At 49.2% G+C, this 12,306-nt stretch carries 13 protein-coding genes; all 13 read left to right on the top strand.

From position 1 onward, the window contains the following. Positions 1–34 precede the first annotated feature (34 nt). Positions 35–3,604, top strand: a complete 3,570-nt coding sequence (smc, locus tag P397_RS17150; protein WP_035414091.1) for a chromosome segregation protein SMC — start codon at positions 35–37, stop codon at positions 3,602–3,604. Continuing rightward, complete coding sequence (gene ftsY / locus P397_RS0106985; RefSeq protein ID WP_026832609.1) at positions 3,601–4,605, top strand: signal recognition particle-docking protein FtsY; 1,005 nt, start codon at positions 3,601–3,603, stop codon at positions 4,603–4,605. Before smc ends, ftsY begins: the two co-directional genes overlap by 4 nt. 101 nt (positions 4,606–4,706) lie before the next feature. Then, positions 4,707–5,027 (top strand): putative DNA-binding protein, encoded by a 321-nt coding sequence (locus P397_RS0106990; protein ID WP_026832610.1) that lies wholly within the window; start codon positions 4,707–4,709, stop codon positions 5,025–5,027. Positions 5,028–5,038: 11 nt separating this feature from the next. Next, positions 5,039–6,391 carry a signal recognition particle protein gene (gene ffh / locus P397_RS0106995; protein ID WP_026832611.1) on the top strand — a complete coding sequence of 451 codons (1,353 nt, stop codon included), beginning with the start codon at positions 5,039–5,041 and terminating at the stop codon, positions 6,389–6,391. A gap of 94 nt (positions 6,392–6,485) precedes the next feature. Then, complete coding sequence (gene rpsP, locus P397_RS0107000) at positions 6,486–6,761, top strand: 30S ribosomal protein S16 (protein ID WP_012370770.1); 276 nt, start codon at positions 6,486–6,488, stop codon at positions 6,759–6,761. Between the two features lie 87 nt (positions 6,762–6,848). Beyond that, the gene (rimM, locus tag P397_RS0107005; RefSeq protein ID WP_028106009.1) at positions 6,849–7,358 is read left to right on the top strand and encodes a ribosome maturation factor RimM; all 510 of its coding nucleotides are present in this window, start codon (positions 6,849–6,851) and stop codon (positions 7,356–7,358) included. Continuing rightward, entirely contained in the window at positions 7,355–8,083 is a 729-nt protein-coding gene (gene trmD, locus P397_RS0107010) for a tRNA (guanosine(37)-N1)-methyltransferase TrmD (protein ID WP_028106010.1), read from the top strand. Before rimM ends, trmD begins: the two co-directional genes overlap by 4 nt. A 112-nt stretch (positions 8,084–8,195) precedes the next feature. Continuing rightward, a complete protein-coding gene (rplS, locus tag P397_RS0107015; RefSeq protein WP_012370767.1) occupies positions 8,196–8,549 on the top strand; it encodes a 50S ribosomal protein L19 in 354 nt (117 codons plus the stop codon). A gap of 100 nt (positions 8,550–8,649) precedes the next feature. After that, positions 8,650–9,189: a signal peptidase I gene (gene lepB, locus P397_RS0107020; RefSeq protein ID WP_026832614.1), complete on the top strand. Its 540-nt coding sequence runs from the start codon at positions 8,650–8,652 to the stop codon at positions 9,187–9,189. A gap of 216 nt (positions 9,190–9,405) precedes the next feature. After that, positions 9,406–10,272 (top strand): ribosome biogenesis GTPase YlqF, encoded by an 867-nt coding sequence (gene ylqF / locus P397_RS0107025; protein ID WP_026832615.1) that lies wholly within the window; start codon positions 9,406–9,408, stop codon positions 10,270–10,272. A 58-nt stretch (positions 10,273–10,330) separates the two neighbouring features. Continuing rightward, positions 10,331–11,083, top strand: a complete 753-nt coding sequence (locus tag P397_RS0107030) for a ribonuclease HII (protein WP_028106011.1) — start codon at positions 10,331–10,333, stop codon at positions 11,081–11,083. A 13-nt stretch (positions 11,084–11,096) separates the two neighbouring features. After that, positions 11,097–11,975, top strand: coding sequence for a flagellar hook-length control protein FliK (locus P397_RS0107035; RefSeq protein ID WP_028106012.1), 879 nt, complete (start codon positions 11,097–11,099; stop codon positions 11,973–11,975). After that, positions 11,972–12,232 (top strand): EscU/YscU/HrcU family type III secretion system export apparatus switch protein, encoded by a 261-nt coding sequence (locus tag P397_RS0107040; RefSeq protein ID WP_026832618.1) that lies wholly within the window; start codon positions 11,972–11,974, stop codon positions 12,230–12,232. The genes P397_RS0107035 and P397_RS0107040 overlap by 4 nt, the downstream gene beginning before the upstream one ends. Positions 12,233–12,306: the final 74 nt, after the last annotated feature.

Consider the following 12,306-nt stretch of genomic DNA (forward strand, 5'->3'; position numbering starts at 1 on the left):
AATCAAAAGAAATTTAAACATATGGGTGGTCAAGATGTACTTAAAACGAATTGAAATCAATGGCTTCAAATCATTTGCCAGTCGGACAGAGCTCGATTTCCTCCCGGGAGTCACTGCTGTCGTCGGACCGAATGGAAGCGGGAAGTCAAATATATCGGATGCAGTCCGCTGGGTGCTCGGTGAGCAATCAGCTAAATCATTACGTGGTGCGAAGATGGAAGATGTCATCTTTGCCGGAAGTATATCGGAACATCGGAAACAATTTGCGGAAGTCACACTCGTTCTCGACAATGAGTCGGGCACGGTTGCCTTACCGTATCAAGAAATCAATGTGACGCGACGTGTCACCCGCAATGGGGACAGCGATTATTTCTTAAATAAAAAACCGTGTCGACTGAAAGATGTCCTCGATTTATTCATGGACACCGGTTTGTCGCGGGACGCGTTTGCCATTATCGGTCAAGGACGTGTCGAACAAGTCATTTCCGGAAAACCGGAAGAACGCCGTTCCGTGATCGAGGAAGCGGCGGGTGTCTTGAAATACCGTCATCGTAAAAAACAAGCCGAGCGAAAATTGACGGATACGGAAACGAATCTGTCGCGTGTCGACGATATCTTGTTTGAGCTCGGAGGGCGGATTGAACCTTTGCGCGAACAAGCGGCGCTGGCAAAAGAGTTTTTGCTTGCGCGTGAACGGTATGATTTTCTTGAACGTGGTATCATCGCGACGGAAATTCAGCAGTACACGTCGCAACTGACGGAGGTTACCGCTGAGATCGAAGCGTGCCAAGCGCAGTTGTTGGCGGAACAAGAACGTTTTCAAACAACCGTCACGACACGGGAAGCACAAGAGACGAAATTAGAAGCAACACGACGACTCGAGACAGAACTGCAAGAACGGTTGCGTCACGTCTCGACTAAACTCGTTGAAATTGAAGGATCGTTGAATCTGGCAAAAGAACGAGAAAAACACGGGACGGAAATGAAGCAACGTCTCGAGCAAGAAGTGGCAGTAGCGGAACAACGTGTGCTGGACATCGAACAAGAGGAACAGGCACTGGTGCTGCGGCAGCAGGAGACGAACCAACGTTATCTCGAGACCGTCCAGCAACGGGAAGCAGCCGATGCGGCGTTATCCTACTCGGACCGCGACTTTGAAAAAGAGGCAGAACAGTTGCGTTCCGAAGCCTTTGAAGTGGCAAGCCGTCTTGCGGCGACGACGAATGCGTATCACCGGGCGAAACAAGATCTCTTACACGCGGAAGAACAACAACAGCGTTTTTCAGAAAACGTCGGATCGAAACAAACGGCGCGTTCCACTTATGAAGCAGAAACGCTCCGGTTAGAGGAACAGGTCGAACAGTTGCGGACCCGTTTAGAGACACTGCGTCATGAAGAGAACACGCACCAACAGACATATCGTCAGTACCAAGAGACGATTGTCCAAATGAACCAATCGATTCTCGACTTACACCGGCGCCGCGATAAAACGGAAGACCGGATTGAGTTTTTGGAGTCCGTCAAGGCAGACTACAGCGGCTACTTTGGTGCCGTCAAAACGGTGTTGAAGCAACGGGAACGAATTTCCGGCATTCACGGGGCAGTGGCCGAACTGATTACGGTACCCGCCCGCTATGAAGCAGCGATCGAGACCGCTTTAGGTGGAGCGATGCAAAATATCGTCGTCGATACGGATGGGACGGGACGAAAGCTGATCCAAGAGCTTCGTCGCTTAAATGCCGGTCGGGCGACCTTTATGCCGCTCTCATCGATTCAGCGCCGCGAACTGAGCGGATCGGTGCGACAGAACCTGTCAAACATGTCAGGGTATCTTGGAGTGGCGAGTGATCTCGTCACGGCGCGGGACGAGTTTACGAAACTGAAAGAAAATTTACTCGGTACGACGCTGGTCGTCGAATCGTTGGAACAAGCGAATACGATTGCCCGGACGACGGGACACCGGTACCGGATCGTGACGTTAGACGGTGACGTCGTCAACGTCGGCGGATCGATGACCGGGGGGAGCCGGAAAAAAGGGACACCGCTCTTCAGTCAGTCCCGTGAACTGGAAGAATTGCAGACAGGCTTAAAACAAGGGCAGGCCGTCATCCGTGAACAAGAACGGCGCCGGGATGACATGACGGTCACGCTCAATGAACTGAAGGCTACACTTGAAAAAACCGTACAAGACATCCAATCTGTTCAAGTTGAATTAGAAAGCGTCCGTGAAGCATGGACGGATGCGAAGCGGAGTCTTGCCGTCACTGCATCTGAACTGTCGGTCCATGACGGTCAGTTGAACCGTCTGACAGAGCAAGCAACTGAAGCAAAAGCGATCATTCAGACATCGGAGCGGGACATCGAACAGTTGACTGTGCGTCAAACGGAACTCCGCCAAACGATTGATCAATTGAAGGCAGCGCAATCACGTGGTGCGGTCGCGATTGAAGAATTAAAACAACAGCAAGCGGAAGCGTTACTGGAAGAACGGACCGCAAGCATGACACGCGATCAAATCGATCGTGAAGTCGAACGGCTCCAACAGACGCTCACGCATGCAAAACTGGAAAGAAGCCATAAACGACGTGATCTGAAACACGTTCTCGAAGGGTTCGATGAAGCGAAGATCGGCGCCTTGCATGCCGAACAAGCACTGATGCAGGATGAGCAAGTATCGGTCGAGCAGGAATTAGCACTCGTCACGAAAGAGATTCAAGAAGCGGCAGAAGGCTTACGTTTGTTGCGGATTCAGGAAGCGAAGCTGAAAGAGGAACAGCAGGGAACGACGCAACGGCTCGATCAAGCCCGTCTGACCCAAGGGCGACTCAGCACACGGCTTGAGACTCGCCAAGAGACACTCGAGGAAATGGGACTGATTGCTGACCTGATTCAACCGTTGACGATTCCGTTTGATGAAGCGAAGGAAGAATTGCATCTGTTGAAACGACAACTGGAGGAAATCGGGATCGTCAACCTCGGGGCAATCGAGGAGTTTGCAGAAGTCGATCAACGGTTTACGTTCCTCTCGACACAACGGGATGATCTCGTCAGCGCGAAAACGGATTTATACGGCATCATCGAAGAGATGGACCGGGAAGTGATTCGTTTGTTTAAACAGACCTATACGGCAGTGCGTGAGCATTTCCGGGAAACATTCCGCGAATTGTTCGGCGGCGGGGAAGCGGATTTGATTTTAGTGGACCCAACCGATCTCCTGACGAGCGGCATCGATATCGTTGCAAAACCGCCGGGTAAAAAGCTACAAAACCTATCGTTGTTATCCGGCGGGGAACGGGCGTTGACAGCCATCGCCTTGTTATTTGCCATCTTAAAAACGAGACCGGTTCCGTTTTGTGTCCTGGATGAAGTCGAAGCGGCTCTGGACGAAGCCAACGTTGCCCGGTTTGGGGAGTTTGTCCATCAACTGGCGCGCGAGACACAATTCATCATCATCACCCACCGGAAAGGAACGATGGAGTCTGCTGATGTGTTGTACGGTGTCACGATGCAACAAAACGGTATTTCCGAAGTGTTATCCGTTAAACTAGAAGAAGCGAGACGGACTTTAAGTGAAGAAGTAGAATCAAAGGGGATAAAAAAATGAGTTTCTTTAAAAAATTAAAAGATCGTTTAACGACGTCCACACAGGAAGTCACATCGAAATTCACCGAAGGCTTGACGAAAACACGGGACGGATTAGCCAGCGCGGTTAACGATCTCGTTTATCGATTCCGTGAAGTGGATGAGGAATTCTTTGAGGAACTGGAGGAAGTGTTGATCCAGGCGGATGTCGGGGTGACGACGACAATGGATTTAGTTGAAAAACTAAAGGTGGAAGTCAAACGGAGAAACGTTAAAGACACCAAGGAAGTTCGGGATGTCCTCGTCGAGGTCGTCGCCAACATGTTGATCGAAGAGGAAGAGATGGAGCTTGACCTCACGCATGACCTCAATGTCATTCTGTTCGTCGGTGTCAACGGCGTCGGAAAAACGACGACGATCGGTAAACTCGCGAACCGTTTGAAAAATGAAGGGAAGTCGGTCATGCTCGCAGCCGGTGATACGTTCCGTGCCGGGGCAATCGATCAGTTGCAAGTCTGGGGCGAACGTTCCGGTGTACCGGTCATTCGTCAAGGAGAAGGATCCGATCCGGCTGCCGTGATTTATGATGCAGTTCAAGCCGCGAAGGCACGGAAAGTGGATGTCTTGATTTGTGATACGGCCGGACGGTTGCAAAACAAAGTCAACCTCATGAACGAGCTCGAGAAAGTCAAACGCGTCATCGAGCGGGAAATTCCGGGAGCTCCACATGAAGTGTTATTGGCACTCGATGCGACGACGGGACAAAATGCGATGATTCAAGCCAAAGCGTTTAAACAAGCGACTGACGTCAGCGGAATCGTTTTGACGAAACTCGACGGTACAGCCAAAGGCGGAATCGTTCTTGCGATTAAGAATGAGCTCGATCTGCCGGTGAAATTCGTCGGTCTCGGTGAAAAAATCGACGACCTGCAACCGTTTGATGCGGAACAATTCGTCTATGGTTTGTTCGGAGATGTCTTCGAAGAAAAAGAAACGACGGAAGAAGTCCGAGAAGAGGACTGACCTCGATTTCCTTGTAAAGAAAAAAACTTGACAACACACTGTGAGGGCTGTACTATACTATCTGTAAAGGAATTTCACTTAACAACCGTGGAGGTGCTCGGATGACACTTGATAAAACGAACCGGATGAATTATCTGATTGACTTTTATCAGGAGCTATTGACGCCAAAACAGCGAAATTATATGTCACTTTATTATCTAGATGACTTTTCGTTAGGTGAGATCGCCGATGAGTTTGAAGTCAGCCGACAAGCAGTCTACGACAACATAAAACGTACGGAAGCGATGCTTGAACAATACGAAGAGCGGCTCGCTTTGTTCGCGAAATACGAACAAAGAAAGTTACTCCTTGATCAATTGAAGCAACTTGACCTTCCGAGCGAAGCTCACGTGACCATTGCGGCACTGGAGCAATTAGAGTAGGGGGCATTTTCATGGCATTCGAAGGATTATCGGAACGGCTTCAAGCCAGTCTTGCTAAAATGCGAGGCAAAGGTAAGATTTCTGAAGCGGACGTAAAAGAAATGATGCGTGAGGTTCGCCTTGCGTTATTAGAAGCTGACGTCAACTTCAAAGTCGTCAAACAATTCGTAAATGATGTGAAGGAACGTGCTGTCGGGCAAGATGTCATGACGTCCCTCACACCCGGTCAGCAAGTTGTCAAAATCGTCCATGACGAATTGACAAAACTGATGGGTTCGGAAGTTTCTCCACTGACGTTATCGAACCGTCCACCAACCGTCATCATGATGACCGGTTTACAAGGGGCGGGTAAAACGACGACGACAGGGAAACTGGCCAATCATTTACGAAAGAAACAAAATCGCAGTCCACTGCTTGTTGCAGCGGATATTTACCGACCGGCTGCGATCAAACAGCTCGAGACGTTAGGGAAACAACTCGAACTGCCTGTTTTCTCGATGGGAGATCAGGTCAGTCCACAAGAGATTGTCACTAATGCGCTCGACTATGCAAAAGAGCATCACCACGATATCGTGTTGATCGATACGGCGGGACGCTTGCACATCGATGAGGACCTCATGCAGGAACTGGTCGACGTAAAAGAAATCGCCAAACCAAATGAAATCTTCCTTGTTGTTGATTCGATGACGGGTCAAGATGCGGTCAATGTTGCTGAAAGCTTTAATGAAAAGCTGGGCGTGACAGGGGTCGTCTTGACGAAACTCGACGGCGATACTCGAGGCGGAGCAGCACTCTCCATCAAGGCAGTCACCGGAGCACCGATTAAATTCGTCGGTCTTGGAGAGAAGCTGGACGCAATCGAGCCATTCTACCCTGAGCGGATGGCGTCACGAATTCTCGGCATGGGCGATATGCTGACGCTGATTGAAAAAGCGGAGTCTCAAATGGACGCTACACGCGCCAAAGAGCTCGAAGGCAAAATGCGCGATGCATCGTTCACGTTTGACGATTTCATCGAGCAGTTGCAGCAAGTGAAACAGATGGGTCCTTTGGATGAGTTGTTAGGAATGATTCCGGGTGCCGGTAAAGGAAAGATGAAGGGTTTGAAAAATGCCCAAATCGATGAAAAGCAACTCGTCTATGTCGAAGCGATTATTCAATCGATGACGAAACGAGAGCGCTCTGAACCGGAAATCCTCAATGCCAGTCGTCGGAAACGGATTGCGCGCGGCAGTGGTCGCAGCATTCAAGAAGTGAACCGATTGATCAAGCAATTTGAAGACATGCGGAAGATGATGAAACAATTCTCCGGCCAAATGGGCAAAGGAAAAAAGAAAGGCGGCTTTGGCCTCCCATTCTTCTAAAAGTCTTTTCACTTTTGCTGGAACGTTGTATACTAGTGAAGTTGTCAATTTGACTAAACGAAAAAAATTATTTATTACTTGGAGGGACTTACGAATGGCAGTTAAAATTCGTCTTAAGCGCATGGGCGCAAACAAATCACCTTTCTACCGTGTGGTAGTAGCAGACTCACGTGCACCACGTGATGGTCGTTTCATCGAGCAAATCGGATACTACAACCCGGTTGCTAAACCAGAAGCAGAAGTAAAACTTAACGAAGAGCTTGCACTTAAATGGCTCGCTGAAGGTGCTAAACCTTCGGACACAGTTCGTAACCTCTTCTCAAAAGCTGGTATCATGGAGAAATTCCACAACGCGAAACTCGCGAAGTAAGACGATTGGAGGTGAGCGAAAGCTTACCTCCTTTTTCTATGGTGAAATAATGAGAAGCGCTATTTTTTAATTGAGGAAGTGAAACAGATGGAATGGTTGGAAATCGCAAAAATCGCGAATACACACGGTTTAAAAGGAGAGCTGAAACTCCTCGCTAGTACTGATTTTCCGGAAGAACGTTTCAAAGTCGGGAATGAGGTCTATTTGGAGTCGAACGGGACATATACACCGTTTACGATCGGCAGCTACCGCAAGCATAAACAGTTCATCATGGTGACATTCAAAGGTATGCACCACATCAATGATGTCGAGAAGTACAAAGGATTGAAGTTGTATGTGCAGCCGGAAGCGTTGCAGGAGCTTGGCGAACATGAGTATTATTACCATGAAATCATCGGTTGTACAGTCTTTGACGGAGAAGACGAGATCGGTGTCGTGTCTGAGATTCTGGAAACCGGAGCAAACGACGTCTGGACGATCAAACGTCCCGGGAAAAAAGATGTCTTGATTCCTTACATCGAACAAGTCGTCGCGTCGATCGACGTCCAAGAAAAACGAATTCAAATCACACCGTTGCCGGGATTAATCGAAGGATGAACATTACGGTCATGACCTTGTTCCCGGAGATGTTCACGGCACTGAATCACTCGATTGTCGCCCGTGCCCAAGAGGAGAAGCGGATCGAGCTGAACTATGTCAATTTTCGGGATTATTCCACCAATCGTCATGGTCGGGTCGATGATTCCCCTTATGGCGGCGGAGCCGGTATGTTGCTTACGCCACAACCGATTTTTGATGCGGTTGCGGCGCTTCCGGAGGCGAAACGACGAATCATCGTCTTGACGCCGACCGGACGCCGGTTTGACCAACGTCTGGCCGAAGAGTGGTCGCAGGAGAAGGAGCTCGTCTTTCTATGCGGCCATTACGAAGGCTTTGACCAACGGATTCATGACGAGCTCGTGACGGACGAAGTGTCGCTCGGTGACTTTGTCCTGACGGGCGGGGAACTTGCGGCGATGACGATGATTGATGCCACCGTACGCCTGTTGCCGGATGTCCTTGGGAAATCAGCCAGTCATGAGGATGACTCTTTTTCAACCGGATTGCTGGAATACCCTCATTACACCCGTCCGGCAAATTTCAGAGGACTGACGGTTCCAGATGTCTTGTTATCCGGCAACCATGCCCGCATTGAAACATGGCGACGTCAGCAGGCATTGAAGCGAACGCTCGAGCGGCGACCCGATTTACTTGACCAAGTAACCTTGTCAGATGCCGACCGTCGCTATTTACAGTCAATTTCAGGATTGTCAAACGACTGAATCTGTGATAAGTTAAAACATGTGGCAAAAGCCACCTATTAACGATGTTCCGCTGTTGGATGCCAAGGGCAAATGAAGATACGAACATTGGTGAAAAAAGGAGAAATCATTCATGAACACACAACAATTGTTCCGTGAAATTACACAAGAACAAATCAAGTCAGACGTCCCTGCATTCCGTCCTGGTGATACAGTCCGCGTCCACGTTAAAGTCGTCGAGGGAACGCGTGAGCGGATCCAGCTTTTCGAAGGCGTAGTCATCAAACGTCACGGTGGCGGCATCAGCGAAACGTTTACAGTTCGTAAGATTTCTTACGGAGTTGGCGTTGAGCGTGCATTCCCGCTTCACTCACCACGTGTCGCACAAATCGAAGTCGTTCGTTACGGTAAAGTCCGTCGTGCGAAACTTTACTACCTCCGCAACCTTCGTGGTAAAGCGGCGCGTATTAAAGAAATTCGTCGTTAATCATGTGAAAAAGTGGCTTGTCTCCGGACAAGCTTCTTTTTTTTATCGTTTATGCGTATACTAAGTTTAGGCAAGAGATTGAATTGAAGGAGTGGAACGCGTGAAGGAGTTATTCAGCTGGGTCAAGGCGCTTGTCGTGGCGCTTGTAATTGCGTTCATCATCCGAACGTTTTTATTCGTACCGGTCATCGTAGATGGTGAATCGATGATGCCGACGTTACACAATTCGGATCGCATGATCGTCAACAAAGTCCCTTATTACTTTAACGAGCCGGAACGTGGAGATATCGTCGTGTTCCATGCGACGGAAACACGCGACTATATCAAACGTGTGATTGCGGTTCCTGGTGATACGATGTACTACAAAGATGACACATTATATGTCAATGATAAAAAAGTCGAGGAACCTTATCTCAATGAATTTAAAGCACAAATGAACGGGGTTCCGTTAACAGAAGACTTTACACTGGAAGAAAAAACGGCGCAGACGACTGTACCGAAAGGGAAAGTGTTTGTAATGGGAGATAATCGTCAAAACTCGAAAGACAGCCGGGACATCGGTTTTGTGGATGAAGACCAAATCGTTGGCACAACGAACTTTGTCTTTTATCCGTTTAACGATGTGCGGTCAGTGGATTAAGATAATCATCCTGAAACAGAAGAACGAGGTTCACCCTCCGGTGGGCGTCGTTTTTTTGTTCGTTCTCAGACAGGGTTCTTTTCTTTCGAGAAGTTGCGTATACTAGAAAGTGGATCGTTTCTCTCGAACAGGGAGTGTATCGGTAGTCATCGATACACGATAGATCAATCGTTCATTATTAGCAGTCCAGCAATATGAAAACTTGAGGTGGAAGATATGACAATACAATGGTTCCCGGGACACATGGCGAAAGCACGCCGTGAAGTCACGGAAAAATTAAAATTGATTGATGTCGTCATTGAGTTAGTGGATGCCCGCTTACCGATGTCGAGCCGCAATCCGATGGTCGAACAAATCACAGCCGGAAAACCCCGTTTGATCGTCTTGAATAAATCAGACATGGCAGATGGTCGTCTGACGGAACAATGGATGCAGGCACTGCGTAAAGACGGCGTGGACGTCATCGCGGTCGATGCGAAACACAATAAAGGACTCGGGCAGATCCATGAAGGTGCCTTGCGTCTGATGAAAGACAAACATGACCGGATGCGGGAAAAAGGTCGGAATCCAAGCGCGATTCGGGCCTTGATCATCGGAATTCCGAACGTCGGGAAATCGACGTTGATCAATCGTCTGGCCGGCCGAAACATCGCCATCACCGGAGACCGTCCGGGTGTGACAAAACGTCAACAGTGGATCAAGATGAAGACCGGTGAAATGGAATTGCTTGATACACCAGGGATTCTTTGGCCAAAATTCGACGATCAGCTTGTCGGTTATCGTCTCGCTGCAACAGGAGCGATCAAGGATGATATCTTGAATATTGACGACATTGCCTTATTTGCGATTCGGGAGCTGAAAACACGTTATCCGGAACAATTAAAAGCGCGTTACCGCTTGAATGAAGTTGCGGGTGAAGCCGTTGATGTACTGGAAGCGATCGGTAAAAACCGCGGATTCGTCACAAGTGGGTACGTCGACTTTGAGCGGACGAGCGAAATGTTGCTCCATGAGCTGCGGACCGAGAAAATTGGACGAGTTACGCTTGAAACCGTCGAAGAGTGGGCTACTGTAACCGAATAAGACAGGCTTGGGTTTCTCTAAGGAGAATTCCAAGCTTTTTTCAAAAAGGAGACACGTCATGAACATCCAAGAATTAAAAATACACTTAGCAAACGTTTCCTGCAGTGAGCTGGAAGAATGGAAAGTGCGGCTCGGCGACGATTCACGAAAAGGAGTCATCACCGCCCTTAAACAAGCGGAACGACGATTGGAGCGTGAAGAACAGCAACGCTTCCACTTTCAAGAACGGTCGTCTTTTGAAGAGCAGTACCGCGAGCAAGGATACACGCGGATTGCCGGTGTCGATGAGGTCGGACGGGGACCGCTGGCAGGTCCAGTCGTGGCGGCAGCTGTCATTTTACCGGTTGATTTTTACCATCCGGGTCTGACCGACTCGAAACAAATGTCGAAAAAACAACGGCTCGCTGCCTATCAACACATTCAGGAAGTCGCAGAAGTCGCAATCGGCATCATCGAACCGGAAGAGATCGACCGGATCAATATCTATCAGGCATCGAAACAAGCGATGCAACAAGCCGTCTCGACGTTGCAGCCGGAAGCCTTGTTGGTGGATGCGATGGAACTGAACGTCGAGATTCCGCAGCTGTCCTTGATCAAAGGCGATGCCCGCAGTATCTCGATCGCAGCCGCGAGTGTCATTGCGAAAGAAACACGGGATACGATGATGGAACAGTACGCCCGACTGTATCCGGAGTATGGTTTTGAACAACATGCGGGGTACGGAACAGCACAACATTTACGCGCACTTGACACTGTAGGCGTGACCCCGATTCATCGGAAAACATTTAAGCCGGTCTTGGACCGACTCTAGGAGGTGAGTGGTCGTGCAGATTGAACATCGTGCCTTACTGCCGTTCAAGATCATTGATGCGTCCAATCAACCGTTGCGTGAAGGGGCGAATGTCATCGGGAAAGTGTTGAAGTTATTACCCGACGGTTTGATGGAGCTGCAAGTCGGTCAACGCGTTTTGACAGCCGGAACGACAGCGGAGCTCAAGGAAGGAGCGACCTATCGGTTCACCGTCACCAGTGCCGAAGGACAACCGGTCCTGAAAATCGTGTCGCAGGAAATGGCGTCGCCGAAAACGGTCACGTTGCCCGTGTTTGACCGTCTCGGACAATTTTTGACAGAACCGGTTCCGCAAACGACACGGGATCTTTTGCAACAACTTGGTCAAAAGGTCATGGAAGGATCAGGACCTGCCTTTAAGCAAGCCATCATCGAACTGGTACAATTGGCGCGCAGTGCGGACGGGACGACGGAGGGACAACTCGACCGGAAAACGAGTGATCAGGTACTCGCGCAACAGGTCATGCAGGCGACAAATGAGACGGGGCGCGGTGTTTTTTTGTTTCACTTACCACAGTTCGGTCCGTTTGAAGAAGTGGATTTGACGATGGAGGCACCGTTTGACCAAAAAGAGTTTAACCCGGATCATGCACGCATTGCCTTTTACTTAAAACTGCCTCAGCTCGGAGAAATTGCCCTCGATCTGTTAATCACGGACCGGAAAATCGCGATTTCTGTTTTCCATCCGGACGAACGGGTTGCAGCCTTCATGGCGCATTACCAACCCGCGATCGAACAACGTCTGCAGGAGCAAGGATATGAATTGATCCGCTTTGAACAAGTGGAAGCGGTGAAAGAACGGATTTCCTTTCAACCGACGAACCGTGACGGAAGGGTGGATTATCAGATATGAAAAAAGCCATCGCGTTATCCTACGAAGAACAGATGCAAGCGCCTAAAGTCGTTGCCAAAGGTTCGGAACGGGTTGCCGAACGGATTCTCGAGGAAGCGTTGCAACACGGGATTCCGATTCGCCAAGATGAGACGCTGATCACCTTACTCGATGCCGTCCAAGTATCGGAACAAATCCCCAACGAATTGTATGGGGTCATCGCCGAGTTGTTTGCCTTTTTATATCAGCTTGACCAAACCGGAATTTCGAAGAAATAAATGCTTTCGGTCGATAACGATAGACAGCGCTTCCAATTTTAACTACAATGAAAGAGCCGAAACTAAAGGGGTTA

This window comes from Exiguobacterium undae DSM 14481, from assembly GCF_000620805.1.
In the GTDB taxonomy this organism is placed as follows: Bacteria; Bacillota; Bacilli; order Exiguobacteriales; family Exiguobacteriaceae; genus Exiguobacterium_A; species Exiguobacterium_A undae.

Bases quoted from the DNA above. Each gene is read 5' to 3' on its own strand.
- rimM (WP_028106009.1), top strand. From the start codon at position 6,849: ATGGAATGGTTGGAAATCGCAAAAATCGCGAATACACACGGTTTAAAA.
- ftsY (WP_026832609.1), top strand. From the start codon at position 3,601: ATGAGTTTCTTTAAAAAATTAAAAGATCGTTTAACGACGTCCACACAG.
- P397_RS0107030 (WP_028106011.1), top strand. From the start codon at position 10,331: ATGAACATCCAAGAATTAAAAATACACTTAGCAAACGTTTCCTGCAGT.
- rpsP (WP_012370770.1), top strand. From the start codon at position 6,486: ATGGCAGTTAAAATTCGTCTTAAGCGCATGGGCGCAAACAAATCACCT.
- ffh (WP_026832611.1), top strand. From the start codon at position 5,039: ATGGCATTCGAAGGATTATCGGAACGGCTTCAAGCCAGTCTTGCTAAA.
- P397_RS0106990 (WP_026832610.1), top strand. From the start codon at position 4,707: ATGACACTTGATAAAACGAACCGGATGAATTATCTGATTGACTTTTAT.
- smc (WP_035414091.1), top strand. From the start codon at position 35: ATGTACTTAAAACGAATTGAAATCAATGGCTTCAAATCATTTGCCAGT.
- ylqF (WP_026832615.1), top strand. From the start codon at position 9,406: ATGACAATACAATGGTTCCCGGGACACATGGCGAAAGCACGCCGTGAA.
- trmD (WP_028106010.1), top strand. From the start codon at position 7,355: ATGAACATTACGGTCATGACCTTGTTCCCGGAGATGTTCACGGCACTG.
- P397_RS0107040 (WP_026832618.1), top strand. From the start codon at position 11,972: ATGAAAAAAGCCATCGCGTTATCCTACGAAGAACAGATGCAAGCGCCT.
- rplS (WP_012370767.1), top strand. From the start codon at position 8,196: ATGAACACACAACAATTGTTCCGTGAAATTACACAAGAACAAATCAAG.